At 63.5% G+C, this 23,862-nt stretch carries 22 protein-coding genes; 13 read left to right on the top strand and 9 right to left on the bottom strand.

Translation table 11 applies throughout. The annotated features are described in order from the left end of the window. Positions 1-8 precede the first annotated feature (8 nt). The 4 genes from ACZ5G6_RS19285 to proC all read left to right on the top strand — a co-directional run bounded on the left by ACZ5G6_RS19285 (position 9) and on the right by proC (position 3,566). Positions 9-443, top strand: a complete 435-nt coding sequence (locus ACZ5G6_RS19285; protein WP_223934428.1) for an SseB family protein — start codon at positions 9-11, stop codon at positions 441-443. Between the two features lie 89 nt (positions 444-532). Beyond that, positions 533-1,654 carry a Ppx/GppA phosphatase family protein gene (locus ACZ5G6_RS19280; RefSeq protein ID WP_223934427.1) on the top strand — a complete coding sequence of 374 codons (1,122 nt, stop codon included), beginning with the start codon at positions 533-535 and terminating at the stop codon, positions 1,652-1,654. Position 1,655: 1 nt separating this feature from the next. Next, a complete protein-coding gene (locus tag ACZ5G6_RS19275) occupies positions 1,656-2,489 on the top strand; it encodes a sugar phosphate isomerase/epimerase family protein (protein ID WP_223934426.1) in 834 nt (277 codons plus the stop codon). A 246-nt stretch (positions 2,490-2,735) separates the two neighbouring features. Next, entirely contained in the window at positions 2,736-3,566 is an 831-nt protein-coding gene (gene proC, locus ACZ5G6_RS19270) for a pyrroline-5-carboxylate reductase (RefSeq protein WP_223934425.1), read from the top strand. Positions 3,567-3,812: 246 nt separating this feature from the next. On the opposite strand, the gene ACZ5G6_RS19265 is transcribed toward proC, so the two are convergent. Genes ACZ5G6_RS19265 through ACZ5G6_RS19255 form a run of 3 tightly spaced genes read right to left on the bottom strand, consistent with a single transcriptional unit; the run spans position 3,813 to position 6,107 of the window. After that, the gene (locus ACZ5G6_RS19265; protein WP_377652913.1) at positions 3,813-4,451 is read right to left on the bottom strand and encodes a potassium channel family protein; all 639 of its coding nucleotides are present in this window, start codon (positions 4,449-4,451) and stop codon (positions 3,813-3,815) included. Positions 4,452-4,491: 40 nt separating this feature from the next. Next, positions 4,492-5,925, bottom strand: a complete 1,434-nt coding sequence (locus tag ACZ5G6_RS19260; RefSeq protein ID WP_223934423.1) for a TrkH family potassium uptake protein — start codon at positions 5,923-5,925, stop codon at positions 4,492-4,494. Between the two features lie 44 nt (positions 5,926-5,969). Then, positions 5,970-6,107 (bottom strand): hypothetical protein, encoded by a 138-nt coding sequence (locus ACZ5G6_RS19255; protein ID WP_223934422.1) that lies wholly within the window; start codon positions 6,105-6,107, stop codon positions 5,970-5,972. Between ACZ5G6_RS19255 and ACZ5G6_RS19250 the strand changes: the two genes are divergently transcribed. Next, complete coding sequence (locus tag ACZ5G6_RS19250; RefSeq protein WP_498687368.1) at positions 6,106-7,254, top strand: acetoin utilization protein AcuC; 1,149 nt, start codon at positions 6,106-6,108, stop codon at positions 7,252-7,254. The genes ACZ5G6_RS19255 and ACZ5G6_RS19250 overlap by 2 nt on opposite strands. A gap of 49 nt (positions 7,255-7,303) precedes the next feature. Here the strand turns inward: ACZ5G6_RS19250 and ACZ5G6_RS19245 are convergent, their stop codons facing one another. Next, on the bottom strand, positions 7,304-7,780 hold the full coding sequence (locus tag ACZ5G6_RS19245) for a hypothetical protein (RefSeq protein ID WP_223934420.1): 477 nt from the start codon (positions 7,778-7,780) through the stop codon (positions 7,304-7,306). 156 nt (positions 7,781-7,936) lie between these two features. Here ACZ5G6_RS19245 and ACZ5G6_RS19240 point away from each other — a divergent pair, with 156 nt between their 5' ends. Both ACZ5G6_RS19240 and gdhA read left to right on the top strand, forming a co-directional pair. Continuing rightward, positions 7,937-8,515: an ArsR/SmtB family transcription factor gene (locus ACZ5G6_RS19240; protein WP_498687366.1), complete on the top strand. Its 579-nt coding sequence runs from the start codon at positions 7,937-7,939 to the stop codon at positions 8,513-8,515. Between the two features lie 222 nt (positions 8,516-8,737). Beyond that, the gene (gene gdhA, locus ACZ5G6_RS19235; RefSeq protein WP_223934418.1) at positions 8,738-10,075 is read left to right on the top strand and encodes an NADP-specific glutamate dehydrogenase; all 1,338 of its coding nucleotides are present in this window, start codon (positions 8,738-8,740) and stop codon (positions 10,073-10,075) included. Between the two features lie 79 nt (positions 10,076-10,154). Here the strand turns inward: gdhA and ACZ5G6_RS19230 are convergent, their stop codons facing one another. Then, positions 10,155-11,486, bottom strand: coding sequence for an alpha-hydroxy acid oxidase (locus ACZ5G6_RS19230; RefSeq protein WP_498687363.1), 1,332 nt, complete (start codon positions 11,484-11,486; stop codon positions 10,155-10,157). Positions 11,487-11,576: 90 nt separating this feature from the next. On the opposite strand from ACZ5G6_RS19230, the gene ACZ5G6_RS19225 reads away from it, so the two are divergent. Further along, the gene (locus ACZ5G6_RS19225; protein WP_498687361.1) at positions 11,577-12,275 is read left to right on the top strand and encodes a FadR/GntR family transcriptional regulator; all 699 of its coding nucleotides are present in this window, start codon (positions 11,577-11,579) and stop codon (positions 12,273-12,275) included. Positions 12,276-12,316: 41 nt separating this feature from the next. On the opposite strand, the gene ACZ5G6_RS19220 is transcribed toward ACZ5G6_RS19225, so the two are convergent. Further along, a complete protein-coding gene (locus ACZ5G6_RS19220) occupies positions 12,317-13,348 on the bottom strand; it encodes a LacI family DNA-binding transcriptional regulator (protein WP_498687360.1) in 1,032 nt (343 codons plus the stop codon). A gap of 179 nt (positions 13,349-13,527) precedes the next feature. Between ACZ5G6_RS19220 and ACZ5G6_RS19215 the strand changes: the two genes are divergently transcribed. From ACZ5G6_RS19215 to ACZ5G6_RS19195, 5 genes are read left to right on the top strand one after another with little or no spacing between them, the layout of a single operon-like run. Further along, positions 13,528-14,949, top strand: coding sequence for a Gfo/Idh/MocA family protein (locus ACZ5G6_RS19215; protein ID WP_498687358.1), 1,422 nt, complete (start codon positions 13,528-13,530; stop codon positions 14,947-14,949). 28 nt (positions 14,950-14,977) lie between these two features. Beyond that, the gene (locus ACZ5G6_RS19210; protein ID WP_223934414.1) at positions 14,978-15,976 is read left to right on the top strand and encodes an NAD-dependent epimerase/dehydratase family protein; all 999 of its coding nucleotides are present in this window, start codon (positions 14,978-14,980) and stop codon (positions 15,974-15,976) included. Then, complete coding sequence (locus ACZ5G6_RS19205; RefSeq protein ID WP_498687357.1) at positions 15,973-16,878, top strand: 5-dehydro-4-deoxyglucarate dehydratase; 906 nt, start codon at positions 15,973-15,975, stop codon at positions 16,876-16,878. Before ACZ5G6_RS19210 ends, ACZ5G6_RS19205 begins: the two co-directional genes overlap by 4 nt. Continuing rightward, positions 16,878-18,011, top strand: coding sequence for a mandelate racemase/muconate lactonizing enzyme family protein (locus tag ACZ5G6_RS19200; RefSeq protein ID WP_498687355.1), 1,134 nt, complete (start codon positions 16,878-16,880; stop codon positions 18,009-18,011). Before ACZ5G6_RS19205 ends, ACZ5G6_RS19200 begins: the two co-directional genes overlap by 1 nt. After that, entirely contained in the window at positions 17,992-19,443 is a 1,452-nt protein-coding gene (locus ACZ5G6_RS19195) for an aldehyde dehydrogenase (NADP(+)) (RefSeq protein WP_498687353.1), read from the top strand. The genes ACZ5G6_RS19200 and ACZ5G6_RS19195 overlap by 20 nt, the downstream gene beginning before the upstream one ends. An 89-nt stretch (positions 19,444-19,532) precedes the next feature. Here the strand turns inward: ACZ5G6_RS19195 and ACZ5G6_RS19190 are convergent, their stop codons facing one another. From ACZ5G6_RS19190 to ACZ5G6_RS19180, 3 genes are read right to left on the bottom strand one after another with little or no spacing between them, the layout of a single operon-like run. Further along, complete coding sequence (locus ACZ5G6_RS19190; protein ID WP_498687350.1) at positions 19,533-20,645, bottom strand: M24 family metallopeptidase; 1,113 nt, start codon at positions 20,643-20,645, stop codon at positions 19,533-19,535. Further along, entirely contained in the window at positions 20,642-22,714 is a 2,073-nt protein-coding gene (locus ACZ5G6_RS19185) for a DUF6807 family protein (RefSeq protein ID WP_498687347.1), read from the bottom strand. The genes ACZ5G6_RS19190 and ACZ5G6_RS19185 overlap by 4 nt, the downstream gene beginning before the upstream one ends. After that, positions 22,711-23,697 carry a dienelactone hydrolase family protein gene (locus ACZ5G6_RS19180; protein WP_498687345.1) on the bottom strand — a complete coding sequence of 329 codons (987 nt, stop codon included), beginning with the start codon at positions 23,695-23,697 and terminating at the stop codon, positions 22,711-22,713. Before ACZ5G6_RS19180 ends, ACZ5G6_RS19185 begins: the two co-directional genes overlap by 4 nt. Between the last annotated feature and the right edge of the window lie 165 nt (positions 23,698-23,862).

The following is a 23,862-nucleotide window of genomic DNA, read 5'->3' as shown; positions in this document are numbered from 1 at the left end:
GTAGAAGCATGACTGAACAGACGGTTTCACCGGACAACGAACCCTTGAACGACCTCGAAGCCAAGCTTGCCTTGGCCGAACATCCGGACGCCAACCCGGTAGACGTCATCCTTGCTTTCCTGAACAACGAGGTCTACCTGGTCAGTTCAGAAGCGGTGGACGGACCGGATTCTGCCGTAGAGCCATTGGTCCTCTCAAACGCCGATGGCCAGCCAGTCCTAGCGGTTTTCAGCCACCCGAGCCGCGTGGACGCACGTTTCCTGGAAGCTGCCCCGCATGTTCTGGGCACCATGGGCTCGGCGATCCTCGGTAACATCGGCGACGAACTGGGTATGGTCATCAACCCCGGCAGCGAATTTGGCTTCGAAATCGATCCTGAAGGGATCGCCAACATCCGGCGCGACTTCAAACGGGCAGACGAAGCCGGGGAGCCAACAGAATAGCTGGCATCCAGGACGCGAGGCGCGCACGTGTCCGCGAAACGTGGACGCCAAGTTGCTTTCCCGGCTTCGAATCGGTGAATAATGGCAGAATGCGTCTTGGCGTTCTCGACATCGGTTCAAACACCGTCCACCTGCTGCTTGTGGATGCCCATCCCGGCGCACGCCCCGTGGCTTTCGCCTCCCACAAGCGCCCCCTTTCCCTGGTGCAATACCTGGATGGTGATGGCAACATCAATGATGACGGCCAGAACGAGCTGATTGAGTTCGTCCTGGAGGCGTGGGAATTCGCAGCACGCCACAAGGCCGAGGATCTGCTGGCCTTTTGTACGTCGGCAATCCGTGAGGCAACCAACGGCGCCGAGGTCCTGGCACGGGTCAAGCATGAGACCACGGTGACTCTCCAGGAGCTCACGGGCAGCGAAGAAGCCTCCATGACCTTCTTTGCCGTTCGCCGTTGGTATGGGTGGGGTGCCGGTCCCATTCTGGACCTGGACATCGGCGGAGGCTCGTTCGAAATGGCCTACGGTACGGACGAACTCCCGGAGTTTGCTACGTCTGTTCCCCTGGGGGCAAGCCGGCTCACACGGGATTGGCTCCATGACGATCCACCCAGTGCCAAGAGTGTCAAGGAGTTGAGGCGTTACATCCGTTCCACGCTCAAACCGGTTGTCCGTAATTTTCACGAGCTCGGCCGCGCCAACCTGGTGGCCGGGACCTCCAAGACGTTCCGCTCGCTTGCACGGATCGCTGGTGCAGCCCCCAGCGGAGCTGGTCCTTACGTGAAACGGGAACTCCACGCCGCCGATCTTGGTCTGTGGGCCCAGCGCATATCCGCCATGAAAGTTGAGGACCGCTTGTATCTCCCCGGCGTTTCGGACGCGCGGGCCCGCCAATTGCTGGCTGGTGCCTTGGTGGCAGAAGCCGCGCTGGAACTCTTCGAATTCCCTAAAATGGAAATCTGCCCGTGGGCTCTGCGCGAAGGGCTGATCCTTCGCCGACTGGACCAGTTGGTCTTCGAAGAAGCCGTGGATCCCGCGCCGCACGTCGGGAAGCGCAAGAAGGACAAGTCCAAGAAAAAAGCAGGCAAGGAAGGCGACAAGAAGACGGACAGCGACGAGCCCCAGACCACCTTTGAGGAATTCCCTGTGCCGGTAAATAACCCTGCACCCGCACCAATCCCGGCCCCTATGGCAGGCGGGCTGGCTTCCTGAGATGAGCACCGACGTCGAGCCTGTTGAAAATAACCGCCATATCCCGGTGGCGCTGTCCAGCGCGTCCGTGTATCCGTTGAGCGTCCATGACGCTTTCGCTGTGGCCCAGGACCTCGGTTATGAAGGCGTGGAAGTCATGGTCACCAACAACGCCGTGAGCCAGAATCCTGACGCCCTCATCCAGTTGAGCCATCGGTACCACCAACAGATCGTTTCCATTCACGCGCCCACGCTGCTGCTGACCCAGCAAGTGTGGGGAGCGGCATGGAACAAGATCGAGAAATCCTGCCAGATGGCAAGGGAGGTGGGCTGCGACACCGTGGTGGTCCACCCACCGTTCCGCTGGCAATCGAACTACGCCGAGAACTTCGCTGCCGGTGTTCGGGAGATCGCTGCGATGTACCAGGTGCACATCGCAGTAGAGAACATGTACCCCTGGCGCGTCCGTGGACGGGAGGCTGTTGCCTACCTGCCGCACTGGGATCCCTTGGGACAGGATTACGACGACGTCACTTGGGATTTCTCGCACGCGGCCACTGCGGGGGCCAACAGTTTGGAAGCAATCCAGGCGTTGGGGAACAAACTCCGCCACGTTCACCTCACGGATGGTTCAGGTTCCGGCAAGGACGAACACTTGGTTCCGGGCACTGGCACGCAGCAATGTGCAGATGCCCTCCAACACCTTGCATCCAATGGCTTCAACGGTGTTGTGGTGGCGGAGATCTCTACCCGCAAGGCCAAAGTGGCTGGTGAACGCGAGGAAATGTTGGCGGAGACGCTTCGTTTCGCACGGCAGCACCTCAGCATCCCGCTGGTGCGTTCGCACGACAACTAGCTAGTACGCTCCCACAATCATTAAAAGCGAAAGCACCGGCGGCCGAATCGGGAAATGGGGGAAAACCCGCCCGGCCACCGGTGCTGCTGGCGGACATCCCCATGCCCGCCTCATCACTCGCACCCTCAATGAGGTAACTACTAAGTTACGGACCAAGGATGGGTGCTGCCTGCAATAATCTTGGGAACCAGCTGTGAATGTGGATGCCGTTCGACCCCTCCATGGGCAAACTGCCATGATGGTGCAATGAGCAACCGAATCGCATTCCTTGGCTGTGGATCCATGAACGAAGCAATCCTGGCAGGTCTCCTTGCCGCCGGGACTGACCCATCCGACGTCGTCGCCACCGTCCGACGAACCGAGCGCGCAGAAGAACTTGCGCAGCGCCATGGCGTTATGGCGATCGCCGGCGAGGAAGAGCCGGAAAACAATAAGCTTGCCACCAAGGGTTCAGGCATGGTCATCCTTGGCGTCAAGCCAGTTGGCATTGCAGACCTTGCACGGGAAATCAGCCCGGCACTCGCCAAGGACACTGTTGTTGTGAGCGTGGCCGCTGCGGTTTCCATCGCACAGCTTGAAGCCGCCCTCCCGGAAGGGCAGCCGGTGATCCGAGCCATGCCGAACACCCCCGCCAGGCTGGGCCGCGGCGTCGTTTCCGTCTCGCCCGGAACTCACTGCACGCCCGAACAGCTTGAACGGGTGAAGGCTGCGCTGGCAGGTGCCGGCACGGTTGTGGAGGTGCCCGAAGAGCAGGTGGACGCTTTGTCCGCCATCAGCGGTTCCGGCCCCGCATACGCGTTCTATTTGGCTGAGGCCATGGCAGCTGCGGGCGTCGAGCTGGGACTGGACGCCGAATTGTCCCTCATGCTGGCCCGCGAAACGGTGGCAGGCGCCGGGTTCATGCTGGCGGAGCCTGGTGCGGACCCCACTGCGCTGCGCGTCGCCGTGACCAGCCCGAACGGCACCACCGAGCGGGCTATCGCAGCTTTCGACGACGGCGGGATCCCCAGGATCATCGCCGATGGCGCCCGTGCGGCTGCCAACCGCGCAGCAGAGATCACTAAACAGCTGGGCTAATCCCCAACCGCACCCTAGCCTCGCAAGCTCGGCCAGGGAACCCTGCGGTCGTGGGCCCAAAGCAACCGCACCCTAGCCTCGCAAGCTCGGCCAGGGAACCCTGCGGTCGTGGGCCCAAAGCAACCGCACCCTAGCCTCGCAAGCTCGGCCAGGGAACCCTGCGGTCGTGGGCCCAAAGCAACCGCACCCTAGCCTCGCAAGCTCGGCCAGGGAACCCTGCGGTCGTGGGCCCAAAGCAACCGCACCCTAGGGCCGTGCCGCGAAGCGCTCCAGGAGATCGACGTGCCCGGACACGATCAACATGTCGTGCCCGGACACCTTGGTCTCGGGCCGCGCGTAGGTGAAGTCCTCCCCGGGGGTCTTCACGCCTACGATCGTCACGCCGTATTTGGAGCGGACCTTGGACTCTTCCAGCGTGAAGCCCACGGTCTCCTTGGGCGGATACATCTTGACGATTGCGTAATCGTCATCGAACTCGATGAAGTCCAGCATTCGCCCGGATACCAAGTGTGCTGCCCGGACGCCGGCATCGGCCTCCGGGTAGATCACGTGGTTGGCGCCGATCCTGCTGAGGATCTTTCCGTGCGAAGGCGTGATCGCCTTGACCCACAGATGCTGGATCCCCAGGTCCACCAGGTTCACCGTGATGAGCACCGAGGATTCGATCGATGTGCCCACACCCACCACGGCCGAGCTGAACTCCTGCGCCCCCAGTTGGCGCAGGGCATCGATGTTGGTGGCGTCTGCCTCCACCACGTGGGTGAGTACGGGCGCCCATTTCTGGACGAGAGTGCGGTCGCGCTCGATTGCCAGGACTTCCCGGCCTTGCTTGACCAGTTGCTCGGCAGTGGCCGATCCAAACCGGCCAAGGCCAATGACCAGCACTGGTGCGTTGTGGGCGGGGCGGTTCGCCGCCCCTGTGGTACTAGCCAATGATTGGCCTCTCTTCCGGGTAGTGGTAAAGCTGGCTGCGTTGGCGCAGGGCCAGGCCGGCAGCGAGGGTTACGGTGCCGACGCGGCCTGCGAACATCAAGGCGGTCAGGACGTAAACGCCCGACGGCGGCAGCTCGGCGCTGAGGTTCGTGCTCAATCCCACGGTGGCAAAGGCGGAGATGGTTTCAAAGAGCACCCGGTCCAGTGATGCGCCGCTGATGGACAGCAGCAGGAACGCCGCGACCGAGACAAGGGTGGCGCCGGCAACAATCACCGAAATAGCCACCCGCATGGTGCCTTGGGGAATAGTGCGGCCGTATACCTTCACGTCGGCATCGCCACGGGCCTCGGCAACGATGGCGAGGAACATGACCGCAATCGTGGTGACCTTGATGCCGCCCGCCGTGGACGCCGAGCCGCCACCGGCAAACATGAGGGCATCCGTGAGGAGCATCGTGGTGGATTCCATGTGGTTCTGGTCCACCAGATTGAACCCGCCTGAACGCGTCATCACGGAAGCAAAGAGGGAATGAATAAGCTTGTCGCCGAATTCCATGTGCGCGATGGTCCGCACGTTGTCCCATTCCATGAGGGCCCATAGGACCGTGCCGGCGAGCAGCAGGATGAAAGACACCTGGATGGTGAGCTTGGTGTGGAGGTTCCACTTCTTCCAGTTCAGGCCGTTCTGCTGGAGCACCATCACTACCGGGAAACCGAGGCTGCCAAGGAACACGCCGAGCATGAGCGGTACCAGGATCCAGAGATCGGTCTCGTAGGGGACAATTCCGTCCGAGTGCGGCGTAAAGCCGGCATTGTTGAAGGACGAAATCGAGTAGAAGACTCCGTGCCAAACCGATTGCCAGAAGGGCTCCCCAAGGAGCATGAAGCGTGGGACGAGGGCCAGCGCCAAGGCACCCTCGATCACCACGGAGGTCACGATGACGATGCGTAGCAGGGTACCCACTTCACCCAGCCTGCCAGCATTGTTCATGGCCTCCTGGGCGATGAGCTTGCCCCGGACACCAAGCCGCTTGCTGACCATGAGCGCCAGCAGGGACGCCAAGGTCAAGGTGCCGAGGCCGCCCACAAAGATGCCCACCAAAATAATGAGCTGGCCGAGGAAGGACCAGTGGGTTGCGGTGGAAACCACGGTCAGGCCGGTCACGCAGACACTCGAAACGGCCGTGAACATGGACTGGTGCAGAGGGGTAGGTTCGCCGGAAGCCGAGGAAAACGGCAGGGACAACAACCCTGTGAAGAGCAGGATCACCACGGCGAAAGCGACCAGGGCCAAACGGGCCGGGGATGTGTTGGCGATGTTGTCGATGAAGTCGCGCGCACGTGTGAAAATCCACAGACCTTCACGTTCCTGCTGGCCGGGATGCCAGTTGGCCGGGCTCGTGGAGCGCGTCTGGCTTTGAGACATGGGGTTCTTCCTCGGTTGAACATGCTTTCCTGAGTAGTAAACCACTATTCCTGCGGCGTAACCGGGCGGTGGTCCAGTGCGGCCTCAGGTAGCCTGTTCTGGATGAACTCCGGGCTTGGAACAACTGCTTCCAGCATTACGCGATCCGCACTGCCAACGACGGTGGTGTGGGACCCAGCCATGACTGCTTACAACTTTGGTCCCAGCCATCCTATGGCCCCGCAGCGGTTGGAACTGACGGCCAGGCTCGCGGAGTCCCTAGGCCTTTTCGACCACAGCCATGTGGCGGTGGAGGCGCCTGAGTTGGCCACCGACGTCGAACTTTGCTCGGTGCACAGCGCGGAGTACGTCGAGGCGGTGCGCCGCGTCAGCCAGGATCCGTCCATGCCCGAGGAAGACCGGGGCCTCGGAACCGAGGATGATCCCGCATTTGCCGGCATGCACGAGGCCAGCGCCCGACTCGCTGGCGGTTCCCTGTTGGCTGCTGAATCCCTCCTCTCTGGCCAAGCCGTCCGCGCCGTGAATTTCAGCGGTGGATTGCATCATGCCGCGCGGGAGCGGGCCAGCGGCTTCTGCGTCTATAACGACGTCGCGATCGCCATCCAGCGGCTTCTGGACGGCGGTGTGCGGCGCGTCGTGAGTATCGACGTCGACGCCCACCACGGCGATGGGACGCAAAGCATTTTTTGGAATGACCCCCGCGTTATGACCATTTCATTGCATGAATCGGGGCTCACCCTCTTTCCGGGCACGGGTTTCGCCAATGAAACGGGGGGCCCGGATGCGCCCGGGACGGCTGTGAACGTGGCGCTGCCGGCGTTCACCGGGGATGCCGCGTGGCTGCGCGCTTTCCATGCGGTGGTGCCGCAGTTGGTGGGCGCGTTCAAACCGGAGGTGATTGTCAGCCAGCACGGCTGTGACTCGCACCGCCTGGATCCGCTGACGCACCTCAACCTCAGCGTCGACGGCCAGCGGGAGGCGGCCAGCGCCGTCGCCAGCCTTGCCGCCAGGTACTGCGAAAACCGGTGGATAGCCACCGGCGGAGGCGGCTATGACATCACGGGTGTTGTGCCGCGCGCGTGGAGCCATCTGATCGGGATGGTGACGCAGCGGCCGGTCCCGTTGAGCACGCCCGTTCCCGAGGCCTGGCGGACCTATGTCAGGGAGGCTTACGGCGTTTGGGCGCCGGAGTCGATGAGCGATGACGTGGACGTCTGGTGGCGTTCCTGGGAAGTTGGATACGACCCCGCAGACGAGGTGGACCGGACCGTCATTGCTACGCGCAAGGAGATATTCCCCTTGTACGGGCTGGATCCCTGGTTCGACTAGCTGTTCGTGGACCAGGCTGTTCGGGGTCCATTCGTCCGTCCCAACGCTGCTACGGCCCGGTCTTCTCCGTCTGGAACACCACGCCCGCTGCCCCCACCAGCCATCCCAGCAAAGACAAGGCAAACGCGCCGATGAGGTCCGTGGAGGCTTGCCCTTTGAACAGCCACAGCACCAACACCAGCATGCCCATGGTCATGTAGACCATGATCGCGAAGATCACCCGGCCAGAGAGTCGGTTGGCCACCTCGGTGGGGCTGACAAGAGGGCTGGGCTGGCCAGCCTCGGCTTGGTCCCTTTTAACCTCGGAAATCGTAAAGCCCAGTGCGGATGCCGTCAGGGAACTCAAGGACGTGGCGAGGACGCCTGCAGCTGTCACAAGGGCACCATTGAGTTCAGGGGCAACCGCACCGCCGGTGGGCACCCAGGTTCCGACGCGCAACAGGACGGCAGCCCAAACGAACACGAAAAGTGCCAGGAATACCGCGGCGATGATGTTAAACATTTGACGTCGGAAATAGTCAGTCATGGCCTTGCACCCCGAGCGATTGGCGGCCGGGGCCTGGCAGCCCGGACGGACCGTGACTCCGTTGTAGCACCGGCCCCATGTTGGGTCAACGATCCGTCCCCGTCGCGGCACGAAACAGGGATGCCATTTGGCGTATATGTCGCTAGGGTGGGAGGCATGGTGACTGACGACGTATTTGCCGTCATAGCTGAGGCAACCAGGCGAGATATCCTGGTTTCACTCCGCTCTGGGGATAAAGCTGTAGGCGAACTGGTGGAAGAACTGGCTGCAAGCCAGCCCACGATCTCCAAGCATCTGAAGGTGCTCCGCGAGGCTGACCTCGTCAGCATGCGCGCCCAGGGACAGAAGCGCTACTACGCGCTGAACCCCAAGCCGCTTGCCGGCGTCGCCAGTTGGCTGGAAACTTTCGACGTCGGACCCTCGGCTTCCGCCGCCGTCGGACCTTCCGTGGACGCAGCCCAGGAACCGATGGCCGCCCCTGAAGCAGTGGCCGCTGCGTCGGTTGTGAAACCTGCCGACACAATGCCGGATGTCATCCCAACGCGGGCCGACGCCATTGGCCAGGCCGTGAAAGTCCACTCGAGTGGGACGCCACTCTCCGTCGATCCGGCATCGGATGACACCGTCCCGCAGCAGATTGGCCGGACTGTGGGCCGCGCTGCCACCAAAGCCGCAGATCTGCTGGCCAACCTCCCGAACCTTCCCAATCTCCCCAAGTTCGGTCGAAAGCGCTAGGAACCGCCCCACCCAGTAGGGTCGACTAACGTGATCTTCGACACCTTGTGAGGTGTTGTTAAGGTCAAATTTCCCTGCGTTTCCGGGGTTTTTCTACGGTTGTGTTAACTCCGTCCAAGGGTCACATTTTCACCGGATGGAGATCCTACGTCCAATGATGCAACCATGAGCGGGACTGGATCGTCTCGCCGCGGGTCGGCGCATGGATGGATTGGAAGACGCATGGATTCGAGGCTCGAAGCTGTCCGGAACACCGTACTGGCGCGGAATCCCGGTGAGAAGGAGTTCCACCAGGCTGTCACCGAGGTCTTCGAAAGCCTGGGGCCTGTTCACGATCGGCATCCCGAATTCCTTGAGGGAGCCGTGCTGGAGCGCCTATGCGAGCCGGAGCGTCAGATCATCTTCCGCGTGCCGTGGACGGACGACTCGGGCCGCGTGCACGTCAACCGTGGATTCCGCGTGGAATTCAACTCCGCCTTGGGCCCGTACAAAGGCGGACTGCGGTTCCATCCGTCGGTCTACCTGGGCATCGTGAAGTTCCTCGGTTTTGAGCAGATCTTCAAGAACGCCCTCACCGGCATGCCGATCGGGGGCGGCAAAGGCGGCTCCGACTTCGATCCCCGTGGACGTTCGGATGCCGAGATCATGCGGTTCTGCCAGTCGTTCATGACTGAGTTGTATCGCCACATCGGCGAGTACACGGACGTCCCAGCAGGCGATATTGGCGTTGGAGGCCGCGAAATCGGCTACCTCTTTGGCCAGTACAAGCGCATCACCAACCGCTACGAATCCGGGGTCCTCACCGGCAAGGGGATTTCCTGGGGCGGCTCGTTGGTCCGGCCGGAGGCTACCGGCTACGGCACCGTGATCTTCGCCCAGGAGATGCTCAAGACCCGTGGTTCTTCCTTTGATGGCCAGCGCGTTGTGGTGTCCGGTTCGGGAAACGTGGCCATCAATGCGATTGCCAAGGCACAATCCCTCGGTGCAACAGTGGTGGCCTGTTCCGATTCCGCCGGTTACGTCGTGGATGAGGCGGGAATCGACGTCGCGCTTCTCAGCCAGATCAAGGAAGTGGAGCGCGGGCGCCTCACGGAGTACGCCGCGCGCCGTTCCGGAACCAGCCACGTTGCGGGCGGTTCCGTGTGGGATGTCAACGGTACCGTGGCGCTGCCATGCGCCACGCAGAACGAGCTCGACGGCGATGCTGCCGCCAAGTTGGTCAGCAACGGCCTGATTGCTGTGGCTGAAGGCGCCAACATGCCCTCCACGCGCTCAGCCGTTTCGGTGTTCCAGGAGGCCGGCATACTCTTCGGGCCGGGCAAAGCAGCCAACGCTGGTGGCGTTGCGACGTCCGCGCTGGAAATGCAGCAGAACGCCAGCCGGGATTCGTGGTCGTTCGAGCACACGGAACAGCGCCTCACTGAAATCATGGTGGGCATCCACGATCGCTGCGCAGCTACAGCCGATGAATACGGCTCGCCTGGAAACTACGTGGTTGGCGCCAACATCGGCGGCTTCGTCAAGGTTGCCGACGCGATGCTGGCCCAGGGCCTGATCTAACCCCCATACCCAACTAATACGCAGCTAAGCGCGTTTTGAGCCCGCAAAACGCGCTTAGCTGCGACCTGCATGGGCGCCTTTAGCGCTGCAGAAGCCGCACGTGGTCCGGGTTCAGTTCCGAGATCTTTGTGACGCCCAGCAGTGCCATTGTCCGGGTCATGTCCTTCTCCAGGATCTGGATGGTACGGTCCACGCCTTCGCGTCCGCCGGCCATGAGTCCGTAGAGGTATGCGCGGCCGATCAAGGCGAAGTCGGCGCCCAAGGCCAGGGCTGCCACGATATCCGCGCCGCTCATGATGCCCGTATCCAACATGATCGCGGCCTTGCTGTTGTCCGCCTTCAGGGCAGCCGAAACTTCAGGCAGCAAATGGAACGGGATAGGCGCCCGGTCCAGCTGACGGCCGCCGTGGTTGGACAGGACGATGCCATCGGCGCCGTGGTCCACCACCTTGCGGGCGTCCTCCACGGTCTGGATGCCCTTGACCACGAGCTTGCCCTTCCAGGTTTCGCGCAGCCAGTCGAGGTCCTCGTAGGTCAGCGTGGGGTCGAACATCGAGTTGATCAGGTCCGCCACTGTTCCCGTATACCGCGAGAGCGAGGCGAAGGTCAGCGGCTCATGCGTCAGGAAGTTGAACCACCATGCCGGGCGGTACGACGCGTCAAGGACTGTCTTCAGGGTCAATGCCGGCGGGATGGTCATGCCGTTGCGGACATCGCGCAGGCGGGCGCCGGCAACCGCGGTGTCCACGGTGACCATGAGGGTATCGTTGCCTGCTTTGGCGGCGCGCTCAATCAGCTCCAGCGAGCGGTCACGGTCCGTCCACAAATACAGCTGGAACCAGTTCCGGCCATTCGGAGCGGCAGCCGCGACATCTTCGATCGAGGCCGTGCCCATCGTGGACAGCGTGTAGGGGATGCCCGCTGCTTCCGCAGCCTGCGAGCCTGCGTATTCGCCTTCGGACTGCATCATGCGCGTGAATCCGGTGGGTGCGATCCCGAAGGGGAGGCGCGATTCCTTACCCAGGATGTCGGTGCGGAGGTCGATCCTGGAAACGTTGCGAAGGATCCCGGGTCGGAACTCAATGTCCTGGAACGCCTGACGGGCCCTGCGCAGCGTGATCTCGGCTTCAGCGGCGCCGTCGGTGTAGTCGAAGGGGGCCTGCGGAGTGCGGCGCTTGGCGATGTCGCGCAGCTCCCAGATGGTGCTGGCGCGCTTCAGTCGGGCGGCCTTGCTGAATTCGGGCTTCTTGAACTGCATGAGCGGCGCCAGGTCCGACACTTTGGGGATGCGCCGCTTCAGTGCAGGAGGACGCACGACGGCGGGCGTCGGCTGGGGTGGGCGGCTTACGTTTTGGTCGCTGCCGGCATTGGCCGGGGCGGCTGTGAGCTTCGGATCGAGGGTGTCGGTCATGCGGTTCTCCCTTGAATTCTGTGGTCCTACCACTGTGGTCTAACCACACTGTAAGCCATGTGGTTGGACCACATCAACTAGTATTCCGTTATGCGTACCCACGAACTAGTCCTGCAGTGGATAGAAGAGCAGCTATCCGATGGCCACCTCGCCCTCGGAGGACGACTCCCGGGCGAGCGGGCCCTGGCGGAGCAACTGCAGGTTTCGCGGACCTCCGTGCGTGAGGCCGTGAGGATTCTCGAGGCAATGGGTGTTGTCCGTGCGGGCGTTGGTTCGGGAAAGGACGCAGGGACCGTAGTGATTGCTGAGCCCGGCTCAGCGTTGGGCTCCACGCTCCGCCTCCACGTGGCAACGCGCCACCTTCCAGTGGCCGACATCGTGGAGACCCGCGTGCTGCTCGAATCATGGGCAGCGGCGCGGGCCAAGGTTGGCGCCCCGGCCCTCGATGAGGCTGCTGCCCTGCTCGAGCAAATGGACCATAGTCCGGACATCGAAACTTTCCTGGCGCTCGACGCCCGCTTCCACGTCGCCCTGGCACAGGCTGCCGGGAATACCGTGGTCAGCGCCATGATGGCGTCACTGCGTGGGGCAATCGAAAACTACGCCGGGAAGCTCACTGGAAACCTGCCCGACTGGAATGCCACTTCAGGCAGGCTACGAGCGGAACACCACGCGATTCTTGCGGCTGTGAACGCGAACGACGGCGGCCGGGCGGCGGAGCTTGTGGCCGCCCACATCGAAGGCTTCTACAAAGAGGCCGGACTGGGGTCGGAACACGCGCCGAGATGACACTTAATGCCAATGTTCCTCGGGAACATTGGCATTAAGTGTCACCTCGCGGGGTTGAGTGCCGGGGCTGCAGTGCTCTTGCGGATTTCCATCCGCGGGGAAAATTCATCCTGGGCCTGCGTGGTCGACTCGCCTGCTTGCTGGATCTGCTCCCGCATCCTGCGCCACGCCAGGCTCCCGAGCTCGTTGATGGGCACGGCGGCGGTGGTCAGTGGGGGAGTTGTGTACTTGGCGAACGGGATATCGTCGAAGCCCGTCACCGAGATGTCCTGCGGTACCCGCACTCCACGCTCGTGCAGGCCGCTCAGCAAGCCCATGGCGACGAGGTCGTTAAAGGCCAGGATGCCCGTGGCCCCACTGGCGATGATGGCCTCTGTTGATTCATGGCCGGAATCGAAGTTGGATCCGCCGTGGAGCATCTGGAGCTCGATCTCCGGGTGTTCCTTCCGGAATTGCTCCAGGCCAACCAGCCGCTGGCGGTTGGATGCGCTGTGCTCCGGGCCGGAGAGGAAGGCAAGGCGTCGGTGACCCAAGGTCACGAGGTGCTGTGCCAGTTCCTGGATGCCTTGGCCGTAGTCGACGCTGAGGCTTGGAGTGTTGGTGGCCACCGTGGTGCGGTTGATCAGTACCAAGGGGTGCAGGGTAGGTGCCAGTTCTTCAAGTTCGGCATCGCTCATGCGGGGTGCACAGAGCACTACTCCATCACAGCGGCGACGGGCTTCTCCGGCAAGGATTGCTTCCTCGCTGGTTACCTCGGAGGAGTCCGCGATCAGAACGCGGTAGCCGTCCTGGGCTGCTGCAATGCTGAGCCCGCGCAGGATGGCCTGGAAGGTGGGGTTGGCCAGATCCGGGACAACAATGCCGATGGTGTCGGTCTTGCCCAAGGCCAGGCTTCGTCCGACGGGGTTGGGCTGGTATTTGAGTTCGGTTGCTGCGGCCCGGACGCGGGCGGCGATGCCGGGATCCACGGCGGCGTTACCGTTCATGACGCGGGACACTGTGGCGTGCGAGACGCCGGCTTTCTCCGCGACGTCGGCGATGCCAACGCGCCGATTGGTGTTCCTCCGTGCCATGCTGCCCCTTCCGGTTGGCTGTCCGCGTGCTGCCCCTGCGTTGGGGCAATGGTTGACGGAACCGCCAGAGTCTTGATACAAAGCTTATAACGCTCTGAGAAAACGCTTTCTCATGATTCTTCCCAGATCACGCCGGGCCGTCAAGCGGTTCACTTCTGCCTTTTGAAAGGGGCATTCCCATGGTCAACGTCGACACCGCCGAGACCCATTCATCCGCGGCCGAGACTTCCGCCTCGCCCGACGCAGGCACTGTCCGTCATCGGACCCGTATTGCCCTTATCGGCACCGGTGGCCGCTCCGAAATGTACATTCGCGCGATCTATGGGCAGCACGCAGACGTGGCTGACCTCGTGGCGCTCTCAGACGTGAACCAAGGCCGCGTGGAGTTTTACCAGGAACTCATCAAGGAATTGGGCGGCGCCGGGCCAGTAGCATCCTTCGAGCCGGCAAAGCTAACGGAGTTTATCCAAGCCAACGGCATCGAGCGCGTCATTGTCACAACGCCCGACTACACCCACGCGGACTACATCGTCGAAGCGCTCGAGGCGGGTGCCGACGTCGTGGTTGAAAAGCCGTTGACGATCGATGTTGAGGGCTGCCGCCGCATCACCGCCGCCGTGGCAGAAACCGGTCGGAACGTCGTTGTCACGTTCAACTACCGTTACTCGCCCCGTAACACCGCGCTCAAGGAGATCATCCAGAACGGCGTGATCGGCAAGGTCACGTCCATCGATTTCAGCTGGGTGCTGGACACTGTGCACGGCGCGGACTACTTCCGCCGCTGGCACCGTGAGAAGAAGAACTCCGGCGGCCTGCTCATCCACAAAGCCTCCCACCACTTCGACCTCGTCAACTGGTGGATCAACGATGTCCCCGAGCGCGTATTCGCCTCCGGGGGGCTTCGCTTCTATGGCGACAAGAACGCTGCCGAGCGCGGACTGGGTGCCCGCCCGGAGCGCGGCACCGTTGATGGCCTGACGCCGGATCCATTCCGCCTGGACATGCGGGAAGACGAACGCCTGAAGGCCTTGTACTACGACAACGAAAAATTCGACGGCTACCTCCGCGACCAGGACGTCTTCACGGAAGGCATCACCATCGAGGACAACCTGGCCCTCGTGGTGGACTACCAGGGCGGCCCCACGCTGAGCTACTCGCTGAATGCCCACAGCCCGTGGGAGGGCTACCGGGTCAGCGTCAATGGTACGGAGGGCCGGGCCGAACTCGAAGTGGTTGAGCGCGCGGCGGTCCACTTCAGCACCGACAAGAAGACCGTGGTGGACCCCAGCGCGACGCCGATCGAGGAAGACGACGCCGTTCGACGCAACGGTGAGCGCCTCATTGTCCAGCGCCATTGGGAAGCGGCCTATGAAGTCCCGATCGTCAATGGCGAGGGAGGACACGGAGGCGGCGACAACCTGCTGCTCTCGGACCTCTTCAACGGACCGGGCGTAGACCCCCTGGGCCGCCCGTCGGGGTACATCGATGGCCTCCGTTCCGTCTCAGTCGGCATCGCCGGCAACCAGTCCCTGGACACCGGGCTCCCAACCCGCATCAGCGAACTTGGCCTTGGCGTCGACCTTAGCCGCGGCCAGGCTTGACGGCCCACCACCACACAAGGACAACACCATGAGCAGGATTTTCGTCACCGGCGGTTCCGGCCGGCTCGGCCGCAGCGTGGTGGCAGGCCTCACGCAGGCCGGCCACGAGGTGGTCTCGGTTGACCGCGACGCCATCCCGGCGGAGCAGTTGCCGTCCGGCGCCGTGCAGTACGCGGCGGACCTTTTGGCCCCGGGAGAAGCGGAGCGGCTTCTCCGGGAAACAAACCCCGACGCCGTCATCCACCTCGCCGCCATCGCCGTACCTTTCAGCGCGCCAGAGGACGTCATTTTCAGTACCAATACCCGGCTCGCCTACGCGGTCATCAGTGCTGCGACTGACGCCGGTATCCCGAAGATTATTACGGCAAGCAGCCCCACCGCCCTGGGCTATGGCTCACCGGCCGGTTGGTTGCCGCCGTCGTTCCCCTTGGACGAGCAGACGCCGCCCAAGCCGTGGAACGCCTACGCGTTGTCCAAGCTGATCGCCGAGCAAACCGTGCAAATGTTCGCTGCGGCGCAGGGGGATAAGATCCGCTACGCAGCGTTCCGGCCGTGCTACGTCATATCCCCCGAGGAGTGGCAGGGCGCGCCCACGCAGCAGGGGCACACCGTTCGCCAGCGGTTGGAGGACCCCTCCCTGTCGGCGCCGGCTCTGTTCAACTACGTCGATGCCAGGGACGTGGCCGACTTCCTGGACGTGCTGCTGGACAAGATGGACGCCATCCCCAATGGCCAGGTCTTCTTTGTGGGAGCGAAGGATGCCCTGGCCACTTCCCCGCTCGCTGAACTGTTCCCGCGTTTCCTGCCCGGCAGCGCCCCGCTCACCCGGCACCTGACCGGTACCAGCCCCGCGTTCTCCATCGGGAAAGCGCGTGAGCTTCTTGGCTGGGAGCCCAAGCGCAGCTGGCGTACCGAACTTTCGCCGCCCTTCGAAGGCGAAGATTCAGCAGCATCAGACCAAGCACTACTCAACGACGAGAATCACGCCGGCTTGGTTCCGGCGGGAGCAACCAAGGAGACACCATGAACTTCGACGGCGTACTGTTTTTCCCCGTCACCCCCTTTGCCGAAGACGGCTCGGTGGATGTAGCCCTTCTGAAGGAGCACATCACCTCGCGCCTTTCTTACGGCCCCGGCGGAGTGTTCCCGGCGTGCGGCACTGGTGAATTCCATGCGCTGTCCATCGATGAGGTCCGCACCGTGGTGACTGCCGCCGTCGAAGCTGTTGCCGGAGCTGTTCCGGTAGTGGCAGGCGCTGGTGGCCCGCTGGGGCACGCACTTGCTGCCGCCAAGGTTGCCGAGGAGGCCGGAGCCGACGCCTTGCTGGTTCTCCCGCCGTACCTCGTCACTGGGCCCACAGACGGCGTGGTTGCGTACGTCGAAGCCATTGCCGCAGCCAGTAGCCTGCCCGTGATCGTCTATCACCGTGGCACGGCTAAGTTCACCGCCGCGGCCATGACCCGCCTTACGGCCAATCCCAAGGTAATCGGCTTCAAAGACGGTATCGGGGACGTCGGCCTGGCGCAGGAAATCGTATCGGCCATCAACGCCAGCGGCCGCACTGACTTCGCACTCTTCAACGGGCTCCTCACGGCGGAGCTGACACAGGGCGCCTACCGCGGCCTCGGCATCCCGCTCTACTCCTCGGCGGCATTTGCCATGGCTCCCGAGATCGCCAAAGCCTATTACGACGCCTACGTCTCAGGTGACGAGGAACGGCGCAACGCCCTGCTTGAGGGCTTCTACGGCCCACTCGTGCGTCTTCGCGACCAGACGCCCGGCTTTGGCGTCTCGCTGATCAAGGCAGGCCTTCGCCTGGCAGGGCTCCCGGTTGGCTCCGTGCGACCGCCGCTGGTGGACCCCACTGAGGAACAGCTGCTGGAGCTGAAGGCGATCCTGGCCAAGGGCCACGAGCTGGCCGGCAGTTGATGGCTGCCCGCATCACGGGCCTCACAACCCGCCTGATCACGGTTCCGCTGCTGCGCGGCTGGGGTGCTGAAGCCCCCGAGAACCACGTGATCGTCACCGAACTGACCACTGACGACGGCGGCGTGGGCCACGGTTTCTCGTGGACACCCACAATTGGTCCCCAGGCTGTGAAGGCCCTCCTGGATCACGACATCGCACCATTCATCCTCGGTCTGGATGCCAATCCGGAGCTGGTCTGGGACCAGCTGTGGAAACGGCTGCACGAAGCCGGCGGGGGAGGCCTGACCACCATCGCCATGGCCGGCGTCGACCTCGCCCTGTGGGATCTCAAAGCGCGGCAGGCGAGTACATCCGTCACCGGGCTCCTGGGTCAACGCCAGGAATCAGTGGAGGTCTATGGCTCGGGCGTGAACCTGCACTACTCCTTGGAGCAACTCGTGGAGCAGGCACAGCGCTGGGTGGCCGCTGGTCATAGGGCTGTGAAGATCAAGGTGGGAAAGCCTGAGCTACGGGAGGATGCCGAACGTGTTGCAGCCGTCCGGCAAGTCATCGGGCCGGACCGGCTGCTCATGATTGATGCCAACCAACGCTGGGACCTGGCGCACACTTTCCTCGCCTTGGATGTTTTGGGGGAGTACGGACTGGAATGGCTCGAAGAACCAATCCGTGCTGACGACCTCTGGGCTTACCGGCGCCTCCGTAAACAGTCCCCGGTGCCCATCGCGCTGGGCGAGAACGTCCACACCATCTACCGTTTCCGTGACTTCATCGAAGCCGAAGCCGTGGACATCATCCAACCCAACATTGTCCGGGTGGGCGGCATTACGCCGTTCCGCAGGATCGTCGAGTTGGCCCGTGCGCACAGCATCAGGGTGGCGCCCCACCTGCTTCCGGAGCTCTCGGGGCAGTTGGCGCTCACCCTGGCTGAAGCCGTGAGCGTGGAAGACGTTGAAGATGCTTCCTTCGAGCAGCTCGGCATCCTCGCAGAGCCCTCTCCCATACAGATCCGCAACAGCAGGCTCAGCTCCGCGGGCCGTGCCGGCCTTGGCTTCAACTTTGCCGCGAAGCTGACCGCAAGTGAGAGCTCCGCCCCTGAGAGTAAAGGAAACCACATTGAGTACAGCAACTCTTGACCTAACCGCGGTTACAGCCGCTGCCGCCGCAGCGTTCAAGGTAACGGCAGCAGCGTCCGACGCCGAGCGCGCAGCCTGGCTGACCGCCGTCGCCGACGCCTTGGACGCCAACGTGACGGAACTGGTGACCATAGCCGACTCCGAGACCAGCCTTGGCACGGTTCGGCTCACCGGCGAGGTGGCAAGGACCAGCGGCCAATTGCGGTTGTTCGCGAAAGTCATCACCGAGGGCTCATACCTTGAGGCCGTCATCGATCACGCGGATCCTGCTGCCACCCCGCCCAAGCCTGACTTGCGCCGCATCCTGCGTCCGATTGGCCCGGTGGCCGTGTTCTCGGCGTCGAACTTTCCATTCGCGTTCTCGGTGGCCGGTGGCGACACGGCGTCGGCGCTGGCTGTCGGTTGCCCAGTGATTGTCAAAGCCCATTCCGGCCACCTCCGCTTGTCCGAGCGCACTGCCGGGATCGTGACCGAGGCCCTGGCCAAGGCCGGCGCTCCGGACGGAATCTTCGCGCTGGTGAGCGGACGTGAGGCCGGGACCGCATTGGTGCAGGATCCCGCCATCAAGGCCGTGGGCTTCACCGGCTCCATCCCTGGTGGACGCGCGCTGTTCGACCTCGCGACGTCCCGCCCGGACCCGATCCCCTTCTACGGCGAACTCGGCAGCCTGAACCCGGTGGTCATCACCGATGCCGCCCTGGCTGACCGCGGCGAGGAACTTGCTGCTGGCCTTGCTGGTTCCTTCACCCAAGGAGCAGGACAGTTCTGCACCAAGCCGGGGCTCGTCTTCATCCCCGCTGGAACCGACTTCGCTGCCCAGGTGGCTGAGGCGAGCAAGGACAAACCGACGGCAGCCATGCTCACCGAGCGCATTGCTGAGGCCTACCCGTACGGCCTGCGCAGCGTTGCAGAGCAGCCGGGTGTCGCGGTGGTGAGTGGCACAGTGGATCAGGATAGCCTGGCCGATGGTGCCGCCCCGGTGGTGTTCTCTACGAGCGCCGCCAACGTGCTGGAGCGTCCGGATGAGCTGCTGGAAGAGTGCTTCGGCCCCACCACTCTCCTCATTGAGTACGCCAACGACGACGAACTGTCGCAGGCCCTCACCAAGGTTCCGGGCAGCCTCACCGGCACCGTACACGCGCAGCCGGGCGAGGACGTTTCGGCACTCGTGCAGCAGCTGAGTGAGCTTGCTGGCCGCGTCCTGTTCGATGGTTGGCCTACCGGCGTCGCAGTGAACTGGTCCCAGCAGCACGGTGGACCGTACCCTGCCACAACATCGCTGTTCACCTCAGTGGGCGCCACCGCGGTCCGCCGCTTCCAGCGTCCGGTCGCCTACCAGGACGCCCCGGAAAGCATCCTGCACCCGGCCCTGCGCGAGGCGAACCCGTTGGGCATCCCGCGTCGCGTGGACGGCGTGCTGACGCTCAGCTAGCGGGGTAGGCACACAGGAAAGGGCGGTTCACCGTGATGGTGAGCCGCCCTTCGCGTTTGTTATTGCGTTGTGAGGCCCGCTTTGGGGGCTTACGGCCGCAGCGTGATTGGACGAGGACGGCCGTCCACTTCCGTTGTCGGCCAGCGGTCGTCCACGGTCAGCACGCGGAGCCCGGAGTCTGTGAGCAGCACCGTGTCTTCGATCTTCACACCAGGACCCGAGGGGTTCCACGTGAACGGCTGGTTGAGGACGATTCTGTCCGTCACGTCCGCAGTCACCCGGGGATCACGTCCCGCATAGCCCGCGGGCCCGCCTTGGTGGTGAAGCGTCCATTGCGCGGACCCAAATCCGTGGCGCACATACGCAGCCTGGATCTCGGCGAAGACCTCATTGAGCTTGGCACCCGGCACGGTGGCTCGAAAGATGTCCGCTTCAACTGCCGCGATGCGGGCCTCGGCGTCGAGCTCCTGTGCCGTTCCCGCGTCGAATGCTACCCATCGGGTCACGTTTGCCACCAAGCCATGACGGCGCGCGCAAACCACCGCCATGGCCCTGCGGCCGATGGGGGCGTGCGTTGCCAGCGGGTGGCGGAAGCCGCTCCGGGCAGCACCGTTGCATAGCAGGACCAGCGGCTCGGCGCCGACCGCGACGATCCTCGCAGCCAGGTTTGAGACCAGCTCAAATTCCGTTGTCCCGGGCGTAGCTGCCATGAGGGCGTCCGTGATCGCGGTTGCTGCGTCGCGGGACAATTGGGCGTAGCGGGCTGTTTCCGCAGGTAGGAGTTGTTGCCGCGCTGCCCGTAGTTCCCCTGCGACGGCGGCTTCCATCAGCGGGCTTCCATCTGCGGCCAGGCCAGCCGCAGAGGCATGCAATTGGCCATGCCACGGAATACTGTGCAGGTTCACGCCCTCCGGCAGTTCCTCTGCCGCGATCCGCCCGGCTTCATTATTGAACGTCACCAGGTGATCACCCTTTCGATCCACCAGAAGGGCGGCGATGGGGTCGCCTGCCAGGCTGATGTGGACTCGACTGCCATCCAAGTACCAGGTGAGCGCCGTGTTGCTGGTGAGCAGAAGCGAGTCGCGGCCCGAACGGTCCAGAATGTCCATAAGCCGGCGGCGCTTCACGGCACGGTCGGCGGCGTTGCCGGGTGCCAGCGACGTGGTGCCGGATGTTGGTGCGGATTGAGTCGGAGCGGTCATGCTGGGTCCCCCTGGGTTGAAATGAGCTGTTCAATGTCTTCAGTGGCACGGAAGCCGTCAGCGATGAGCACCTTGACCGTGCGATGTACAGGGCGTCCGGGTTCTACCGCCACTGGCGATTCCCATGCCAAGGACAGCCCCACACCCGGATAGCCCGAGTGGCGAACGAACCAGGGGTCCGGTGCTTGGGGGGACGCAAGGAATACGAGTGTGGCCGGGTGGCCCAGGCCCGGACCGCCCGCAGCAAGACTGCCGCCCGTTCCGGCGTCGAAAGTTCCTGACCAAGCCAACCAAGGCGCGACGCTGCCATGGACGGCATCTTCACCACGCAAATCAGGGGTCCAGATGGTCGCATCGCTGACCTTCGGCAGCCGCCAGAAGAAACCACCGTAACCGCCTTGCGGCCTTCCGTTGGAGCCGGGGCTGCCCAGCAGCACGGGACGTCCGGTAGCGGATTCAAGCGCGAAGTCCAGCGTTAACTGCCAGACGGAATTCCCGACGGCGGCCCAACGCCACCCGCGCTGTTCGCGGAGGAGGGGCTTGCCGTCGGGGCCTATCCAGTTCAGCCGTTCGTCCCTTGCCCCTTCAACGTCCTCGGCGGATTCGAGGACGATGCGGCCGTGGTCCTTGCGCCAGACGTAGGCTCCGGCGTCGCGGGTGTAGGTTCGGCCACCCCAGAAGTTGATACCGTCGACGTCCTGGATAGCGACTCCCGCGCCAAGGTGCCACACGTGGTCTTCCGGGATGTGATCGGTCACTACGGTGCCGGCAAGAGTGCGGACGGGATGGAGGTAGGGGCGGGGCGAAGATGTTGACCGGATGCCCGAGCCATCCTGCATGGTGGCAACGGCTGTGCCATTGACTTTCAGCTCTGGCTTGGCTGCTCCGGCAGCATCCCCCGACCTTTCAGCCCACGGAGTCCCGAGTTCCGAGAACGTGGCTTGGCCCAAGGTTGCCCGGCGGATCCACGATTCGATGCCATGCACCACGGCGTGGGCGTCGTCGCCTTCACCCAGCCATGTCACATGGTCCGGATGAATGAGACGGGGTGCGTCCGCGGTTCGGACCGCTTCCAGCACGGACACGTAGGCGCCGGATCCACTGAGTGGGCTGAGCAGATCCTGTTCCGTTCGTGCTGCAAGGAGGTTCTCCAACAGGTCCGTCCGCCCAAACGCCTCGTTCCGGGTTCCGCCAGGAGTGGTGATCTCCAATCTGTCTTCTGTGTATGAGAGCGTGACGTGCCCCAGTGTGCCGTAGATGGTGACTTTGGGCGCCGATTGCAAGGGTGCGCACAACGTCAGGGCACACGTCAGCACTGTGCCCGCCGCGGTGCGGATCCTGATCACGGAGGTGTCATCGCTTTCAGTGTCATTGGCCCGGTAAAGGTCGGTTTCCACCAATTCGACGTCCGCAAGGGTCCTGGCACCAGCGAGTCGCAGCCCAGTAGCCACGGCATGTGCCAATGCATTGGTCGCTACGCCGTCCACCACATCCGTGCCATTCAGGCTTCGCTTGCCAGCCCAGCGGGACCGCTTGAAGTAGCCCTTGGTCCGGAGCCATTGGCCGGAGGCGCTGATGCCGCGGACCTCGCCGATTTCGCCCGATGCCACAATTTTTTCCACGACTGGAAGGGCGTGCGAACCAAGGCTCTGGAAACCGACTTGCACCAGCCGCCCGGCGCTCTCTGCCGCTGCCAGCACGCTTTCGTATTGCGCCTGGGAAGCCACGGGAGGCTTTTCGAGGTAAACGTTGGCGCCAGCGCCCAAGGCGGTGAGGGCGAGCGGGGCGTGTGTCTGGATAGGAGTAGAGATGATGACGACGTCGGGGGCGATTCCCGCAGCCAGAAGCGCATCCAGGGAAGTGTGGACGCCAACCTCGGGCGGCAACTGGCCCTGGGCGGGTGGCCGTGGATCTGCAACAGCTACCAGCTTGAGCATTCCTGCGGACCCAAGGCGATCAAGGTTTTCAAGGTGTCGTTCGCCGAAGCCGTGCACGCCCACGAGCGCTACCCTGGGCAATTGGTTGTGGCTGGCCACCCTGGTGCGGGCGGTGGTTGAGGGCAGAGTCATTGTGCTGTCCTAGCGGGATCAGTTGCGGGGGAACGATGGCGTTTGTTGGCCTGGAGGTTGGAGGCGAGGAAAGCTGCCGCCTGCTCCTGCATGGCGGGGGAGAAAACATGGGGTTCGGACCAAGAGCTGCCTGTGTACCGCCCTGCCCGCACCCGCTGCGAGAGGTGGGCATCGGCGTCGCGCATTCCTGCCTCACGAAACAGTGCGTCGGCAAGGGCGTACTGGACCAGGACCGCCCCGGCAGTGGAACGCACCACAAGATCCGGCCAATCCCCGAGCTTCGACAGGCCGGGGGAGTGGAGCAGCCAGGAATGTGCATCGAGGTAGGCGGGAAGCAAGGAGGCGAAGGTGGTCATCATGCACGTGACCACGTAACTCCGGACCAGGGGACTCAGGGCAGCGAGCACAACGGCCCGGCCGCCTCCGCCTGAAAATCCCGTGCATCCGAGGCGTTCCGCATCCACTCCCGGGAGGGACGCCAAAATACCAAGAGCGGAGAGGTCATCATGCGCGACCGTCCCGGCGATGCTGGTGCCCAGGAGCGTTGCGGCTTTGGCCACGGTTTCTTCATGGCTGGCCGCAGCTGTGTTGTACAGATCAGCCTGGGAAGGCTCGACGCCGGCCTCCCGCCACAGTGCCTGCCTACCGTTGACGGCGTCGGCGGTCCGCCAAGGCGGGGTTTCGAGACCGAAGCGGCGGCTTCCCCACATGAAGGCATCGTGTGCCAGAACGGCGAAACCCTGCTGGGCAAACCACGTAGCCACAAGCCGCCCGCCGTAGAGCCTTTCCCGCAACCCAGCCGGTACGGGACCAAAGCCGGCCGCCATGGTGGCACCGCCGTCGTTCTCTTCGTCTTTTGGAAGCTGCTGGGCGCCCGGAGAGGCTGCCGCGAAGCGATGCCGGACGGCAAAGCCCGGCCAGTCTTCATAGCGGCCAAGAGCGCTGGGGCGGGCGGGCGTCCCTGCCATGTCAGCAGTGGTCATGGCAGTCGCAGTGCTTGGGGAACAATGGTGTCCTGCCTTATCGGTGCGGAAGGTGTGCGAATGCGCACGCCGGGCTTCTTCAGCGTGGGGAAACGGGTATCGGCGGCTTCGCAAGAAAACGCTTTCTCAAAAATTAGCAAAAGGCTGTACATGGGTCAAGAAAAC

It is taken from the genome of Arthrobacter sp. TmtSoilC51, from assembly GCF_055388015.1.
This window is presented reverse-complemented; position numbering and strand designations above follow the sequence as displayed.

Excerpts from the sequence above, each read along its gene's own strand:
- ACZ5G6_RS19285 (WP_223934428.1), top strand. The coding sequence starts at position 9 with ATGACTGAACAGACGGTTTCACCGGACAACGAACCCTTGAACGACCTC.
- ACZ5G6_RS19280 (WP_223934427.1), top strand. The coding sequence starts at position 533 with ATGCGTCTTGGCGTTCTCGACATCGGTTCAAACACCGTCCACCTGCTG.
- ACZ5G6_RS19275 (WP_223934426.1), top strand. The coding sequence starts at position 1,656 with ATGAGCACCGACGTCGAGCCTGTTGAAAATAACCGCCATATCCCGGTG.
- proC (WP_223934425.1), top strand. The coding sequence starts at position 2,736 with ATGAGCAACCGAATCGCATTCCTTGGCTGTGGATCCATGAACGAAGCA.
- ACZ5G6_RS19260 (WP_223934423.1), bottom strand. The coding sequence starts at position 5,925 with ATGTCTCAAAGCCAGACGCGCTCCACGAGCCCGGCCAACTGGCATCCC.
- ACZ5G6_RS19250 (WP_498687368.1), top strand. The coding sequence starts at position 6,106 with ATGACTGCTTACAACTTTGGTCCCAGCCATCCTATGGCCCCGCAGCGG.
- ACZ5G6_RS19255 (WP_223934422.1), bottom strand. The coding sequence starts at position 6,107 with ATGGCTGGGTCCCACACCACCGTCGTTGGCAGTGCGGATCGCGTAATG.
- ACZ5G6_RS19245 (WP_223934420.1), bottom strand. The coding sequence starts at position 7,780 with ATGACTGACTATTTCCGACGTCAAATGTTTAACATCATCGCCGCGGTA.
- ACZ5G6_RS19240 (WP_498687366.1), top strand. The coding sequence starts at position 7,937 with ATGGTGACTGACGACGTATTTGCCGTCATAGCTGAGGCAACCAGGCGA.
- gdhA (WP_223934418.1), top strand. The coding sequence starts at position 8,738 with ATGGATTCGAGGCTCGAAGCTGTCCGGAACACCGTACTGGCGCGGAAT.
- ACZ5G6_RS19230 (WP_498687363.1), bottom strand. The coding sequence starts at position 11,486 with ATGACCGACACCCTCGATCCGAAGCTCACAGCCGCCCCGGCCAATGCC.
- ACZ5G6_RS19225 (WP_498687361.1), top strand. The coding sequence starts at position 11,577 with ATGCGTACCCACGAACTAGTCCTGCAGTGGATAGAAGAGCAGCTATCC.
- ACZ5G6_RS19220 (WP_498687360.1), bottom strand. The coding sequence starts at position 13,348 with ATGGCACGGAGGAACACCAATCGGCGCGTTGGCATCGCCGACGTCGCG.
- ACZ5G6_RS19215 (WP_498687358.1), top strand. The coding sequence starts at position 13,528 with ATGGTCAACGTCGACACCGCCGAGACCCATTCATCCGCGGCCGAGACT.
- ACZ5G6_RS19210 (WP_223934414.1), top strand. The coding sequence starts at position 14,978 with ATGAGCAGGATTTTCGTCACCGGCGGTTCCGGCCGGCTCGGCCGCAGC.
- ACZ5G6_RS19205 (WP_498687357.1), top strand. The coding sequence starts at position 15,973 with ATGAACTTCGACGGCGTACTGTTTTTCCCCGTCACCCCCTTTGCCGAA.
- ACZ5G6_RS19200 (WP_498687355.1), top strand. The coding sequence starts at position 16,878 with ATGGCTGCCCGCATCACGGGCCTCACAACCCGCCTGATCACGGTTCCG.
- ACZ5G6_RS19190 (WP_498687350.1), bottom strand. The coding sequence starts at position 20,645 with ATGACCGCTCCGACTCAATCCGCACCAACATCCGGCACCACGTCGCTG.
- ACZ5G6_RS19185 (WP_498687347.1), bottom strand. The coding sequence starts at position 22,714 with ATGACTCTGCCCTCAACCACCGCCCGCACCAGGGTGGCCAGCCACAAC.
- ACZ5G6_RS19180 (WP_498687345.1), bottom strand. The coding sequence starts at position 23,697 with ATGACCACTGCTGACATGGCAGGGACGCCCGCCCGCCCCAGCGCTCTT.